Origin of the sequence: Pseudomonas wuhanensis (assembly GCF_030687395.1) — a bacterium.
Classification (GTDB): Bacteria; Pseudomonadota; Gammaproteobacteria; order Pseudomonadales; family Pseudomonadaceae; genus Aquipseudomonas; species Aquipseudomonas wuhanensis.
In genome coordinates, this window is sequence record NZ_CP117430.1 from 2,268,978 (window position 1) to 2,283,441 (window position 14,464).

At 60.6% G+C, this 14,464-nt stretch carries 12 protein-coding genes; 4 read left to right on the top strand and 8 right to left on the bottom strand.

The window, feature by feature from the left end; all coding sequences use genetic code 11:
• Nucleotides 1-176: 176 nt before the first annotated feature.
• The 4 genes from ccoP to ccoN are packed head-to-tail and all read right to left on the bottom strand — an operon-like array spanning nucleotide 177 to nucleotide 3,395.
• Complete coding sequence (gene ccoP, locus PSH88_RS10540) at nucleotides 177-1,130, bottom strand: cytochrome-c oxidase, cbb3-type subunit III (protein WP_305426155.1); 954 nt, start codon at nucleotides 1,128-1,130, stop codon at nucleotides 177-179.
• Nucleotides 1,127-1,330, bottom strand: a complete 204-nt coding sequence (locus PSH88_RS10545; RefSeq protein ID WP_305426967.1) for a cbb3-type cytochrome oxidase subunit 3 — start codon at nucleotides 1,328-1,330, stop codon at nucleotides 1,127-1,129. The genes ccoP and PSH88_RS10545 overlap by 4 nt, the downstream gene beginning before the upstream one ends.
• Nucleotides 1,331-1,351: 21 nt before the next feature.
• A complete protein-coding gene (ccoO, locus tag PSH88_RS10550) occupies nucleotides 1,352-1,960 on the bottom strand; it encodes a cytochrome-c oxidase, cbb3-type subunit II (protein WP_305426156.1) in 609 nt (202 codons plus the stop codon).
• A 10-nt stretch (nucleotides 1,961-1,970) separates the two neighbouring features.
• Entirely contained in the window at nucleotides 1,971-3,395 is a 1,425-nt protein-coding gene (gene ccoN / locus PSH88_RS10555; protein ID WP_305426157.1) for a cytochrome-c oxidase, cbb3-type subunit I, read from the bottom strand.
• Nucleotides 3,396-3,504: 109 nt separating this feature from the next.
• Here ccoN and PSH88_RS10560 point away from each other — a divergent pair, with 109 nt between their 5' ends.
• The gene (locus PSH88_RS10560) at nucleotides 3,505-4,182 is read left to right on the top strand and encodes an alpha/beta family hydrolase (RefSeq protein ID WP_305426158.1); all 678 of its coding nucleotides are present in this window, start codon (nucleotides 3,505-3,507) and stop codon (nucleotides 4,180-4,182) included.
• A 198-nt stretch (nucleotides 4,183-4,380) separates the two neighbouring features.
• Here the strand turns inward: PSH88_RS10560 and PSH88_RS10565 are convergent, their stop codons facing one another.
• The 3 genes from PSH88_RS10565 to acnA form a co-directional block, all read right to left on the bottom strand.
• Complete coding sequence (locus PSH88_RS10565) at nucleotides 4,381-5,946, bottom strand: methyl-accepting chemotaxis protein (protein ID WP_305426159.1); 1,566 nt, start codon at nucleotides 5,944-5,946, stop codon at nucleotides 4,381-4,383.
• 104 nt (nucleotides 5,947-6,050) lie between these two features.
• On the bottom strand, nucleotides 6,051-6,842 hold the full coding sequence (locus PSH88_RS10570) for a CPBP family intramembrane glutamic endopeptidase (protein ID WP_305426160.1): 792 nt from the start codon (nucleotides 6,840-6,842) through the stop codon (nucleotides 6,051-6,053).
• A gap of 222 nt (nucleotides 6,843-7,064) precedes the next feature.
• Nucleotides 7,065-9,806 (bottom strand): aconitate hydratase AcnA, encoded by a 2,742-nt coding sequence (gene acnA / locus PSH88_RS10575; protein ID WP_305426161.1) that lies wholly within the window; start codon nucleotides 9,804-9,806, stop codon nucleotides 7,065-7,067.
• A gap of 221 nt (nucleotides 9,807-10,027) precedes the next feature.
• Here acnA and rlmM point away from each other — a divergent pair, with 221 nt between their 5' ends.
• On the top strand, nucleotides 10,028-11,101 hold the full coding sequence (rlmM, locus tag PSH88_RS10580) for a 23S rRNA (cytidine(2498)-2'-O)-methyltransferase RlmM (protein ID WP_305483531.1): 1,074 nt from the start codon (nucleotides 10,028-10,030) through the stop codon (nucleotides 11,099-11,101).
• 185 nt (nucleotides 11,102-11,286) lie between these two features.
• The gene (tusA, locus tag PSH88_RS10585) at nucleotides 11,287-11,538 is read left to right on the top strand and encodes a sulfurtransferase TusA (RefSeq protein ID WP_007907805.1); all 252 of its coding nucleotides are present in this window, start codon (nucleotides 11,287-11,289) and stop codon (nucleotides 11,536-11,538) included.
• 165 nt (nucleotides 11,539-11,703) lie between these two features.
• On the opposite strand, the gene PSH88_RS10590 is transcribed toward tusA, so the two are convergent.
• Nucleotides 11,704-13,113 carry an MATE family efflux transporter gene (locus tag PSH88_RS10590; protein ID WP_305426162.1) on the bottom strand — a complete coding sequence of 470 codons (1,410 nt, stop codon included), beginning with the start codon at nucleotides 13,111-13,113 and terminating at the stop codon, nucleotides 11,704-11,706.
• Between the two features lie 180 nt (nucleotides 13,114-13,293).
• On the opposite strand from PSH88_RS10590, the gene pdxB reads away from it, so the two are divergent.
• The gene (pdxB, locus tag PSH88_RS10595) at nucleotides 13,294-14,436 is read left to right on the top strand and encodes a 4-phosphoerythronate dehydrogenase PdxB (protein ID WP_305426163.1); all 1,143 of its coding nucleotides are present in this window, start codon (nucleotides 13,294-13,296) and stop codon (nucleotides 14,434-14,436) included.
• Nucleotides 14,437-14,464 lie beyond the last annotated feature (28 nt).

Here is a 14,464-nt window from a genome sequence, read left to right on the forward strand (position 1 = left end):
TCGAACACATCGGGTTGAATCGACCTGGAACCGGCGCTGGTCAGCACACATCGCAGGAAAGCTTAGACCTGAATCCGGTGAACCGAAAGGAAGACCATGGGAGGGTGCGACAATGCGTCGCAAAGGGGCAGGGAACTGCCGCATCCGGGTGAATGCGGCAGCAGAGCGGACGAGATTTATTCGCTTTTGCCTTCAGCCTGTAAACGCTCGGTGCTCAGACTTTGAGACAGGCTGTACACGTAAGCGGCCAGCAATTGCACCTTGTCGTTGCCGAGCAGTTCATTCTGCGCCGGCATATGGCCCTGGCGGCCATGACGAATCGTTTGTTCAAGCTGCGCCAGGCTTGTACCGTAGATAAATCCGGCCGGTTGCGTCAGATTCGGCGCTCCCATGGCTTCAGTGCCCTTGCCGTTTGCCCCATGACAGGCTACGCAGGTGGTGCTGAATGCTTGCTGTCCAGCGTGCAGATCGGCTGTGCTGCCTTCCGGCAAGGGCAGGCCGGCCAGTTCATGACGCACATAAGCGGCGACGTTCTTCACGCCGGCGTCGCCGAGGATTTCTCCCCAAGCCGGCATCGCGGCCATGCGACCGCCCATGATTGTCGTTTTGATCATTTCGGCATCACCGCCCCAGCGCCAGTTGCTGTCGGCCAGGTTAGGGAAGCCGAACGCGCCCTTGGCATCCGAGCCGTGGCACACCGAGCAATTGGATGCAAACAGGCGACCGCCCATTTTCAGCGCTTGCGGGTCCTTGGCCACTTCTTCCACTGGCATGGCAGCAAATTTGGCGAAGATCGGCCCGAACTTCGCGTCAGCCTTGTTCATTTCCTTTTCCCATTCGTGGACACCGGTCCAGCCGTTCTCATAACCGGGCAATATGCCTTTCCAGTTGCCAAGGCCCGGGTAAAGCACCAGATAGCCGACGGCAAATACCAAGGTTGCGGCGAACAGCATGAACCACCACTGCGGTAGCGGGTTGTCGTACTCCTCGATGCCGTCGAAGCTGTGGCCCATGGTCTGGTCGGTGCTGCCCTTGGTTTCCCCTCGGCGCGTACCGATCAGCAACCAGGTCAGGCCGATCAGGCTGCCGATGGTCAGTACGCAGATCCACGTACTCCAGAAGGTGGTCATGACCGGGTACTCCTTGTGGCAGATTCTTGTGGGGTGCTGTTTTCCGATTGCGGCTCGTCGGCGAACGGCAGCAGGCGCGCTTCGGCAAATTCCGCATTTCGCTTGCCGTTGAATACCCACAGCGTCAGGCCGACGAAGGCCACGAACACCACGACCGTGCCCAGGCCGCGGATCATTCCACTGCTCATTTCGCTTACTATTTCAAAGGGTATGGACATGGCTCACCTCTTGCTCTTGATCGCAGTGCCGAGCACTTGCAGGTAGGCGACCAGCGCGTCCATTTCGGTTTTGCCCTGTAGCGAGGCGACCGAGCCTGCGATGTCTTCGTCGGTGTACGGCACGCCGAGGGTGCGCATGGCGCGGATCTTGGTTTCGGTGTGGCTGCTATCGACCTTGTTGTCGACCAGCCACGGGTAGGCCGGCATCTTCGATTCCGGCACCACGTTGCGCGGGTTGTACAAGTGCGCGCGGTGCCAGTCTTCGGAGTAGCGACCGCCGACGCGCGCCAGATCCGGTCCGGTGCGCTTGGAGCCCCACAGGAACGGATGATCCCAGACACTTTCCCCGGCCACCGAGTAGTGGCCATAGCGCTCGGTCTCGGCGCGGAACGGGCGGATCATTTGCGAGTGGCAACCGACGCAGCCTTCACGGATGTAAATGTCGCGACCTTCCAGTTGCAGCGCGGTGTAGGGCTTCATGCCTTCCACCGGTTTATTGGTCACGTCCTGAAAGAACAGCGGGACGATCTGGGTCAGACCGCCAATGCTCACGGCGAACACCATCAGCAGCATCAGCAGGCCGACGTTTTTCTCGATTGTTTCGTGTTTCATGGCGGACTCCTCAGGCTATCTGCGCGGCAGTGGCGGCTTCGGCAGGCTGCGAGGCCCGCACTGTGCGCCAGGTGTTGTAAGCCATCAGGAACATGCCACTGAGGAAGATCGCACCGCCCACCAGTCGCACGACGAAGCCAGGATGACTGGCCACCAGGGTTTCAACGAAGGAATAGGTCAGCGTGCCGTCCTCATTGACCGCGCGCCACATCAGGCCCTGGGCGATGCCGTTGACCCACATGGACGCGATGTACAGCACGGTGCCGATGGTCGCGAGCCAGAAGTGCGCGTTGATCAGGCCGATGCTGTGCATCTGTTCGCGGCCGAAGACTTTCGGGATCATGTGGTACAGCGCGCCGATGGAAATCATCGCCACCCAGCCGAGCGCGCCGGCGTGTACGTGGCCGATGGTCCAGTCGGTGTAGTGGGAGAGGGCGTTGACCGTCTTGATCGCCATCATCGGACCTTCGAAGGTCGACATGCCGTAGAACGCCAGCGACACCACCAGGAAGCGCAGGATCGGGTCGCTGCGCAACTTATGCCAGGCGCCCGAGAGCGTCATCATGCCGTTGATCATCCCGCCCCAGCTTGGCGCCAGCAGGATCAGTGACATCACCATGCCCAGCGACTGCGCCCAGTCCGGCAGCGCGGTGTAGTGCAAGTGGTGAGGGCCGGCCCAGATGTACAGGGTGATCAGCGCCCAGAAGTGCACGATGGACAAGCGATAGGAATACACCGGACGCTCGGCCTGTTTCGGCACGAAGTAGTACATCATCCCGAGGAAACCGGCGGTGAGGAAAAAGCCTACGGCGTTGTGTCCATACCACCACTGCACCATGGCATCGGTCGCACCGGCGTACACCGAGTAGGACTTGGTGAAACTCACCGGCAGCTCAAGGTTGTTAACGATGTGCAGGATCGCCACGGTGATGATGAATCCACCGAAGAACCAGTTACCGACATAGATGTGTTTGGTCTTGCGCTGCATGATCGTGCCGAAGAACACGACGGCATAGGCCACCCAGACGATGGTGATCAGAATGTCGATCGGCCATTCCAGTTCGGCGTATTCCTTGGAACTGGTGTAGCCCAGTGGCAGGCTGATGGCCGCCAGCAGGATTACCAGTTGCCAGCCCCAGAAGCAGAACGCAGCGATTTTCGGCGCAAACAGGCGGGTCTGGCAGGTGCGTTGTACCGAGTAGAACGAACTGGCGAACAGGGCGCAGCCGCCGAAGGCGAAAATGACCGCGTTGGTGTGCAGCGGGCGCAACCGGCCGAAACTGGTCCACGGCAGATTGAAGTTGAGTTCGGGCCAGACCAACTGGGCGGCGAGAAAAACCCCGAGCCCCATGCCGACGATGCCCCACACCACCGTCATAATGGCGAATTGGCGGACCACCTTGTAGTTGTAGGCGGTACTGATAGAAGTGTTCATGGTTCCCCATCCACGGTTCAGCCGAAGTGAGGGCCCGTCTTTGCGAGTAAGCCGCAAGGCAGACGCTCCCTTCGCCTGGAGTTATAGGCAGACTAAAAGCGAGGCAAGCATGGACAAACAGCACAAGGCCAGTATTGACGGGGATCAATGGGCGCAGTGTGTGCGGGATCATGGATGGTTGTGGAATGCCGCCTCAGCGCCGGCCTCGGCAACGCTGATTCTCGCCCACGGTGCCGGTGCGCCGATGGACAGTGACTGGATGAGCGACATGGCTGCGCGCCTTGCGGCGCTTGGGGTCAACGTGCTGCGTTTCGAGTTCCCCTACATGGCGCAGCGGCGTATCGATGGCGGTAAACGTCCCCCGAACCCGGCGCCCAAATTGCAAGAATGCTGGCGTGAGGTGTATGCCGTGGTGCGACGCCATGTCGCTGGGCGCCTGGCCATTGGCGGCAAGTCCATGGGTGGGCGGATGGCGAGTTTGTTGGCTGATGAGTTGGGCGCGGATGCGCTGGTGTGTCTGGGGTATCCGTTTTATGCGGTGGGCAAACCGGAGAAGCCGCGGGTCGAGCATTTGGCCGGGTTGAAGACGCGGACGTTGATCGTGCAGGGTGAGCGGGATGCGCTGGGTAATCGGGCGGCCGTCGAGGCTTACGCGTTGGCGCCGAGTATCGAGGTGTTCTGGCTGGAAGCGGCGGACCATGATTTGAAACCGCTGAAGGCTTCGGGGTATACCCATGAGCAGCATTTGGCGGCTGCGGCGGGGAAGGTTGCGGCATTTCTTCAGTAAGATTTGCAGTGCCAGTTCGGGCCTCTTCGCGGGCAAGCCCGCTCCCACAGGGTTTCGTGTCGATCCCAAAATCCAGCCACACCACAGTTCACTGTGCGGGCTTGCCCGCGATGGCGGCCTCACAGGCAACAAAATTTCAAAGGGATAATAAAAAAACCGGACGCTTTCGCCGTCCGGTTTTTTTGCCTTCAAGCGCTATCAGCGGTTAAACCGCTCCACCAACGAATACTGGGTATTCGCCGTCTTGGTCAGTTCTTCGCTCAACAGCGCCGAGTGCTGTGCCTGTTCCGAGGTCTGGTCCGCCAGTTCCGAAATATTGCTGATGTTGCGGCTGATTTCTTCGGCCACCGCACTTTGCTCTTCGGTCGCGGCGGCGATCTGGGTGGTCATGTCGGTGATGTTGGCCACCGCTTCGCTGATGCCCACCAGCGCCTGATCCGCTTCCAAGACCCGCGCCACCCCTTCTTCGGCCTGGCGATGCCCGGCTTCCATGGTTTGTACCGCGGTGCTGGCGGTTTGCTGCAGCTTGGCGATCAGGGCGTGAATCTGCCCGGTGGATTCGCTGGTACGTTGTGCCAGTTGACGCACTTCGTCGGCCACCACCGCAAAACCACGGCCCATCTCGCCGGCACGCGCCGCTTCAATCGCAGCGTTCAAAGCCAACAGGTTGGTCTGGTCGGCGATGCCTTTGATCACATCGACCACGCCGCCGATTTCATCGCTGTCCTTGGCCAGTTGCGTGACCGTGAGGCCAGTTTCACCGACCACCACCGACAGGCGTTGAATGGCTTCGCGGGTTTCCCCGGCGATGTCGCGACCGCGACCGGTCAGGCGATTGGCTTCCTGAGTGGCGTCGGCGGTGCGCTGCACGTGGCTGGCGACTTCCTGGGTGGTGGCGGCCATCTGATTCACAGCGGTCGCCACTTGCTCGGTTTCGACGCGTTGACGTTCCAGGCCGGTGGAGCTGTTATGCGCCAGGGTGTCGGACTGTTTCGCTTGTTCGGTCAGGTGTTCGGCGGTGTCCTGCAAACGGGTCAAGCAGGTTTTCAGGCGTGCTTCCTGACTGAGGATCGACATCTCCAGGCGTGCCTGGGCGCCACGGCTGTCGGTGTACATCTGCGCGATCAGCGGGTCGGACGTGGTCTGTTCGGCCAGGCGCAGCAAACGCTTGATACCGCGCTGTTGCCAGCCCAAGCCCATCAAGCCCAATGGCACCGAAAGGCCGGCGGCGAGGGCGAAGCCCCACTGGGACGTCAGGGTGGCGCCGATCATGAAGCTCAACTGGCTGACCAGAATGAACGGCAGCCAGTCCTGAAGCACCGGCAGCCATTTGTCTGTAGAGGGAACCGCAGACTTGCCCTGGTTGATGCGTTGGTAGAGCGCTTCGGCGCGGCGGATCTGTTCGGCGGTGGGTTTGACCCGCACCGACTCGTAACCGATCACCTGATTGCCGTCGAACACCGGTGTGACATAGGCGTTAACCCAGTAGTGGTCACCGGTCTTGCAGCGATTCTTGACAATGCCCATCCATGGCAAGCCTTGTTTCAGTGTGCCCCACATGTGCGCGAACACCGCAGCCGGGACGTCGGGATGACGGACCAGGTTATGCGGTGCACGGATCAGTTCCTCACGAGAAAACCCGCTGATTTCGACGAAAGCGTCGTTGCAGTAAGTAATCACGCCCTTGGCATCGGTGGTGGAAATCAACCGTTGCTGAGCCGGGAAGGTCCGTTCGCGTTGTGTAATGGGCTGGTTGTTACGCATGACTTTTTCAATCCGCAAGGCTTTGAGAGGTTGTCGGCAATGTCAGGCATTTATTGAAATGTTTTTTTCATTAATCAGTGACGCGTCGCAAAACGACCGTTGCGTCAGCCGGCGAGCATCGGATAAGTGAACAGCCCGAAATGCAGCAGATTCAAACCAAAGTGGGTGGCGATAGCTGCTCCCAACCCGCCAAAACGATAGGCCAGGCCATAACCGACCCCCGCGAGGCCCGCCAGCAATACCCATTGCCAGCCAGCGCCCAGATGAACGAGGCCGAACAGCATTGATGCGAGTAACAAAGCAAGATTTTCGCCATAAGGCAGGTGTTTGAACTGCCGGCTCAACCCGCCCTGGATATAGCCGCGAAACAACGCTTCTTCCACCAGCGTCACCAGCAGTAGATTGTTCAGTACCCACAACCAGGCCTGATCCGGCCACTTCGGTGCCCAACTGATCACGCCCAGCAACAGCGCGCCACCCAAGGCCAGTACGGTGCTTACGCTCAGGGCGAGGGCGGTGGCATAAATGGACAGTCGCAACGAGCGCCGGCCGACAATCCATGGACAAACCAGCAACAGCCAGAAACCGATCAGCGGTTTGTCCTGATTCAGGTACATGGCAAACGGCACGGCATCGTCGGTGAAACGCTGGGGTTGAATGGCCCGACCGTTGTAGAAACCGGGAAGCCAGTGCATTGCCAGTGCCACCGCCAGGAAGATGAACAAGCCGTGGCCGAGGTAGCGGCCGATGGCAACGTGTTGCTGGCGAACGGCGAAACCGGCGAAAAATAGCAATGCGAAAGAGATAGCGGCCAGCCAGCCAAGTTGGCCGTAGATCAAAGCCAAGCCGTAGCCGATGGAGAGAAGTGCCAGATAAGTCCATGGCAGAGCAAGCATGTGAAGTCCTTGTGTCGGTAATTTCTACAGTGTGACACGGTCCCTTGTGGGAGCGGGCTTGCCCGCGATGACGGCGGCAGATCCGACATTGATGTAACAGCTATACCGCTATCGCGGGCAAGCCCGCTCCCACAGTGGATCGGTGTCGCGCAGGGTATTTTTGTTCGGTGCAGGACACAAACAAAAACACCGCCCGAAGGCGGTGTCGTTGTCAGCAGGCTGTTACGAGGCAATCAATTGCCGCAACACATAATGCAAAATCCCTCCAGCCTTGAAGTACTCCACTTCATTGAGGGTATCGATCCGGCACAACACCTCGACCTTTTCCTTGCTGCCGTCTTCACGGGTGATGACCAGTGTCAGGTTCATGCGCGGGGTCAGTTCGACGCCTGTGAGGCCAAGGATGTCCAGGGTTTCCTTGCCGGTGAGGTTCAGGCTCTTGCGGTTCTGATCCAGTTTGAACTGCAACGGCAGCACGCCCATGCCCACTAGATTGGAGCGGTGAATTCGCTCGAAGCTTTCCGCGATGACTGCTTTCACGCCCAGCAGGTTGGTGCCCTTGGCAGCCCAGTCGCGGCTCGAACCGGTGCCGTATTCTTGCCCGGCGACCACCACCAACGGTGTGCCCGACGCCTGGTAACGCATGGCCGCGTCGTAGATCGGCAACTTCTCCCCGGTTGGAATGTAAATCGTGTTGCCGCCTTCTTCGCCGCCAAGCATTTCATTGCGAATGCGGATGTTGGCGAAGGTGCCGCGCATCATCACTTCGTGGTTACCACGACGGGAACCGTAGGAATTGAAGTCCCGTGGCTCCACCCCTTGCTCGCGCAGGTAATGGCCGGCGGGGCTGTCGACCTTGATGTTGCCGGCGGGGGAGATGTGGTCGGTGGTTACCGAGTCGCCGAGCAACGCGAGGACTTTCGCCCCTTCGACATTCTTGACCACCGGCGCAGGGCCACCGATGTCATCGAAGAAGGGTGGATGCTGGATATAGGTCGAATCGTTGCTCCAGACATAAGTCGCCGCTTGCGGCACTTCGATGGCTTGCCACTGCTCGTCGCCGGCGAACACTTCGGCGTACTCCTTGTGGAACATCGCAGTGTTCACTTGAGTCACCGCGTCGGCGATTTCCTTGGTGCTCGGCCAGATGTCTCGCAGATAAACCGGGTGGCCGTCCTTGTCGTGACCCAAGGGCTCGCTGCTGATGTCGATGCGCACCGTGCCGGCCAGTGCATAGGCGACGACCAGAGGCGGGGAGGCCAGCCAGTTGGTTTTCACCAGCGGATGTACGCGGCCTTCGAAGTTGCGGTTGCCCGAAAGCACCGAGGCGACGGTCAGGTCGGCTTTCTGGATGGCTTTTTCGATTGGCTCCGGCAACGGCCCGGAGTTGCCGATGCAGGTGGTGCAGCCATACCCGACCAGCGCGAAACCGAGTTCATCAAGGTAGCGAGTCAGGCCGGCTGCCTTATAGTAGTCGGTCACTACTTTCGAGCCGGGGGCCAGCGAACTCTTGACCCACGGTTTGCGCTTGAGGCCTTTCTCTATGGCTTTCTTCGCCAGCAGTCCGGCCGCCATCATCACGCTGGGGTTCGAGGTGTTGGTGCAGGACGTGATCGCGGCAATCACCACCGCACCGTTTTTCAGCCGATGAGTGCGACCTTCATGGTCGTAGTCCGTTTCACCGATCAGATCGGCGTTGCCCACCGCGACGCCACCGCCGCCTTCACTTTCGAGGCGACCTTCTTCCTTGCTGGTCGGTTTGACTTGCAGGCCGAGAAAGTCAGTGAACGCTTGTGCAACATTCGGCAACGAGACGCGGTCCTGTGGGCGTTTCGGCCCGGCGAGGCTGGCCTCGACGCTGCCCATGTCCAGGTCCAGGCTGTCGGTGAACACCGGCTCCTTGCCGGGCAGGCGCCACAGGCCCTGGATCTTGCTGTAGGCCTCCACCAGTTTCACGGTTTGTGCGGTGCGGCCGGACAGGCGCAAGTATTCCAGTGTCACCTCGTCCACCGGGAAGAAGCCGCAGGTGGCACCGTATTCCGGAGCCATGTTAGCGATGGTCGCGCGGTCGGCCAGCGGCAAGTCGGCGAGGCCGTCGCCGTAGAACTCGACGAATTTGCCGACCACCCCTTTCTTGCGCAGCATCTGGGTTACCGTCAGCACCAGGTCGGTGGCAGTGATGCCTTCCCTGAGCTTGCCGGTGAGTTTGAAGCCGATCACTTCCGGAATCAGCATCGACACCGGTTGGCCGAGCATCGCTGCTTCCGCTTCGATCCCACCGACGCCCCAGCCGAGTACACCGAGGCCATTGATCATGGTGGTATGGGAATCGGTGCCGACCAGTGTGTCGGGGAAGGCATAGGTGCGGCCGTCCTCGTCCTTGGTCCAGACCGTGCGACCCAGGTATTCAAGGTTGACCTGGTGGCAGATGCCGGTGCCCGGTGGCACCACGCTGAAGTTGTCGAAGGCGCTCTGGCCCCAGCGCAAGAAGGCGTAACGCTCGTGGTTGCGCTGCATTTCGATGTCGACGTTCTGTTCGAAGGCGCTTGAGCTGGCGAACTTGTCGACCATCACCGAGTGGTCGATCACCAGATCCACCGGCGAAAGTGGATTGATGCGCTGCGGGTCGCCACCGGCCTTGGCCATGGCGGCGCGCATGGCGGCCAGGTCGACCACGGCCGGGACGCCGGTAAAGTCCTGCATCAATACCCGTGCTGGGCGGTACTGGATTTCGCGATCGGAGCGACGCTCCTTGAGCCACGCGGCAATCGCCTTGAGGTCGGCGCCGGTGACGGTTTTTTCGTCCTCCCAGCGCAGCAGGTTTTCCAGCAGCACTTTCAACGACATTGGCAGCTTGTCTAGATCACCCAGGCTCTTGGCGGCTTCGGGCAGGCTGAAATAATGGTAGGTCTTGTCGTCGACTTGTAAGGTTTTAAGGGTTTTCAGGCTATCGAGGGACGGCATTGAAATGACTCCTTTAAGTCCACACGGCTACGGACGGAGGGAAGGGCAGAGGTTTAAACCTAGTCCTGTTTGGTGCTTAAGGCTAATAACTGGACTCTATGGTTAAGTCCAAGGTTCCGATCTCGGCTATCATGCGCCGGTTTTCGTGACAGGCTTTGCTTCAACGCAAGTCTGGGCATCGCGCAGTGGCTGAATTCTTCGCCAACTGCCCAGGAGTAAGAATGAACACCCTCTTTATGCATTGCCGGCCGGGCTTCGAAAGCGAAGTCTGTTCCGAGATCTCCGAACATGCCGCGCGGCTGAATGTGGCCGGTTATGCCAAGGCCAAGACCGCCAGCGCCTATGCCGAATTCATCTGCACCGAAGAAGACGGCGCCGAGCGCCTGATGCGTGGTCAGCGTTTCGCCGAGCTGATCTTCCCGCGCCAGTGGGCCCGGGGGATCTTTATTGATCTGCCGGAAACCGATCGCATCAGCGTGATCCTCGCGCACATGGCCGACTTCCCGCTGTGCGGCAGCCTGTGGCTGGAAATGGTCGACACCAACGATGGCAAGGAGCTGTCGAACTTCTGCAAGAAATTCGAAGTCCACCTGCGCAAGGCGCTGATGGCGGCCGGCAAACTGGTAGACGACGCCCACAAGCCACGGCTGCTGCTGACTTTCAAGAGCGGCCGCGAAGTGTTCATGGGCCTGGCGGAGTCGAACAATTCGGCGATGTGGCCGATGGGCATTCCACGCCTGAAGTTCCCCCGTGAAGCGCCGAGCCGTTCGACGCTGAAGCTGGAAGAGGCCTGGCACCATTTCATCCCGCGTGACCAGTGGGACGAACGCCTGCACAGCGACATGACCGGCGTCGACCTCGGCGCCGCCCCTGGCGGCTGGACCTGGCAACTGGTCAACCGCGGCATGCTGGTGACCGCCATCGACAACGGCCCGATGGCCGAAAGCCTGATGGACACCGGTTTGGTGCAGCACTTGATGGCCGACGGTTTCACCTTCAAACCCAAGCAACCGGTCGACTGGATGGTCTGCGACATCGTCGAGAAACCGGCGCGCAACGCGGCGATGCTGGAAGAATGGATTGGCGAGGGGCATTGCCGGGAAGCGGTGGTCAACCTCAAGCTGCCGATGAAACAGCGTTATGCCGAAGTGAAGCGCTTGCTGGAACGTATTGCCGACGGGTTCAAGGCGCGGGGCATTCGGGTCGAGATCGGCTGCAAGCAGCTGTATCACGACCGTGAGGAAGTGACCTGCCACCTGCGCCGGCTCGATATAAAGAAACCCAAGTCCCGCTGACTTTGTGTACCGATCGTTCCCACGCTCCGCGTGGGAATGCCGCCGGGGACGCTCCGCGTTCCGCCTTTGGATGTGACGCAGAGCGTCACGGGATGCCTTCCCACGCAGAGCGTGGGAACGATCAGCTGCCAGTGACTAGACACCCGGCAATGCGCGACAATGCCGGCAAGTTTCAGGAGTAAATCATGAGTGAAATGATCGATACGCCGGTCGACGGCACCCTCGACGCCACCGGCCTCAATTGCCCGGAGCCGGTGATGATGTTGCACCAGCACATCCGTGACCTGGTGCCCGGCGGCCTGCTGAAGGTGATCGCCACCGACCCGTCGACCCGTCGCGACATTCCCAAGTTCTGCGTGTTTCTCGATCACGAACTGGTCGCGCAGCATGAAGAGGCAGGCACCTACCTCTATTGGATCCGCAAGAAACTTGCTTAACAGGCACAAAAAATTAGTTAAGCGCGAATCCCTGTGGGAGCGGGCTTGCCCGCGATGACGGCGGCACATTCAACATAAATGTGACAGTTAGATCGCTATCGCGGGCAAGTCGGATCGCCGCGCCGCCGCTCCCACAGGTTTCGCGGCGCCCTTTTTTGCGCTCGCTTAACCCGCCGAACGACTGATGCGGATCCGCTTGCGTGCACTGCGCGTCAGGCGGATCGACAGCATCAGCGCCGCGCAACTCAAGCCGACGATCAAACCCTGCCAGAGCCCGCTCGGGCCATTCGGTGCGCCAAACCAGTCGGTCAGGCCCAAGGCGTAACCCACCGGCAAGCCAATTCCCCAATAAGCGAACAGCGTCAGGATCATCGTCACCCGCGTGTCCTGATAACCCCGCAGTGCGCCCGCTGCCGTCACCTGGATCGCATCGGAAAACTGGAACAACGCCGAATAAACAATCAGCATCGCCGCCACCTGAATCACCGTCGGGTCGGCGGTGTAGATCGCCGCGATGGGTTCACGCAGCAATAGCATCATGCTCGCCGACAGGCACGCATAAGCCAGGGCGGTACCCATGCCGACACCGGCGGCGAAGCGGGCTTCCCGTGGTTCCTCACGGCCGAGAGCCTGGCCGACGCGTACGGTCACGGCCATGCCGAGGGAGTAGGGGATCATGAATACCAGCGAGCTGAAGTTCAGCGCAATCTGGTGCCCGGCGACCACGGTGGCGCCGAGGCTGCCGATCAGCAGGGCGATCACGGCGAAGATGCTCGACTCGGCGAATACCGCGATGCCGATCGGCAGGCCGATGCCCAGCAAACGCTTGATCACCGACCACTGTGGCCAGTCGAAACGCCTGAACAACTCACTCGACTGATAGGCTGGCGCCCAGCGTTCCCAGCCGGCCATGCCCAACGCCATCACCCACATCACGATCGCCGTGGCCCAGCCGCAGCCGACGCCACCCATGGCCGGCACACCAAAGTGGCCATAGATGAAGATGTAGTTCAGTGGAATATTCAACGCCAGCCCGCACAGGCCAAGGACCATGGCCGGGCGGGTGCGACCCAGGCCATCACTGAAGCAGCGCAGCACGTGATAGAGCGCGACGGCAGGCAAGCCGCTGGCGATGCCGTGCAGATACTGCATGCACGGGCCGATCAGCTCGGGGTCGACTTTCATGATGTGCAGGATCGGTTCGGCGCTGAACAGCATGCCGGTCGCCATCAAGCCCACCACCAGTGCCAGCCACAAGGCCTGACGCACGATTGGGCCAATCTCGCTGTGCGTGCCGGCGCCGAAGCGCTGGGCGACTTTCGGGGTGGTGGCCAGCAGTGTGCCGGTCATCAGCAGAAACACCGGCACCCAGATCGAGTTGCCCAGCGCGACGGCCGCCAGATCTCGAGGCCCGACACGACCGGCCATCACCGCATCGACGAAGCCCATGGCGGTGGTCGCCAGCTGCGCGATCATGATCGGCAACGCCAGGCCGAGCAGGTTTTTCAGCTCCAGGCGAACCCGGGCCGGGCGGTTGAGGGAAATAGCGGTGGGGCGGTCAGTCACGGAATTCAAGGCGAAACGTCCAAAAGGGTTTTGATGCGCAGGCGGCGCATTCTACGCCTTGACGCAGTGGTCAGGAAAAATCCTGTGTTACCGATTTGTAATCCCTCAACCCAGCAGCTCACAGAAGATGTGTGCTAGGCGCAGAGTGTCATCTGCGCCTACACTGCCGATCCGCCAAAGGAGCCTGCCATGCTGATTGTTGCCGACGAAAATATCCCGCTGCTCGATGCCTTCTTCGCAGGTTTCGGTGAAATCCGCCGAGTACCGGGGCGTGCCATCGACCGCGCCACTGTCGAGCAGGCCGATGTGCTGCTGGTGCGCTCGGTGACCAACGTCAACCGCGAATTGCTCGAAGGCAGCAAGGTGCGTTTTGTCGGCACCTGCACCATCGGCACCGATCACCTGGACCTGGATTACTTTCAACAGGCCGGCATCACCTGGTCCAGCGCGCCAGGCTGCAATGCCCGGGGTGTGGTCGATTACGTGCTGGGCAGCCTGCTGACCCTGGCCGAAATCGAAGGTGCCGACCTGACTCAACGCACCTACGGTGTGGTTGGCGCCGGTGAAGTGGGCTGGCGGCTGGTCAAGGTTCTGCAAGGTCTGGGCTGGAACGTGCTGGTCTGCGATCCCCCACGGCAAGCCGCTGAAGGGGGCGATTACGTCAGCCTCGAGCAGATCATCGAGCAATGCGACGTCATCAGTCTGCACACTCCGCTGGACAAGCAGGGCCCTCAGGCGACCTGGCATCTGTTCGATAAAACCCGCTTGAACCAGCTCAAGCCTGGCACTTGGCTGATCAACGCCAGTCGTGGCCCGGTCATCGACAACGCCGCCCTGCGCCAGGTGCTGTTGCAGCGTGAAGATCTGCAAGCGGTGCTGGATGTCTGGGAGGCTGAGCCCGAGGTCGATGTGGCGCTTGCAGAGTTGTGTGTACTGGCGACACCGCACATTGCCGGTTACAGCCTCGATGGCAAACAGCGCGGGACGGCACAGATCTATCAAGCGTTTTGCGAACTCCTCGGGCAACCGGAACAGGTCCACCTGAGCGACTTGCTGCCAGCACCCTGGTTGTCGGCAGTGACGTTGAACGCCGACAGCGATCCGGCCTGGGCACTGGCGATGTTGTGCCGTGGCGTGTACGACCCGCGCCGTGATGACGCGGATTTCCGTCGCAGCCTTGTAGGCAATGTGAGCGAGCAGCGCGCGGCGTTCGATGCACTGCGCAAGCATTATCCGCTGCGGCGGGAGATTGATGGGTTGAAGGTGCGGATCGAGGGGGATTCGCCGGCGTTGCGGCAGATTGTGGCGGCGTTGGGTGCTTCGGCTGTCTGAGTACCGGGTTGGCCTTATCGCGGGCAAG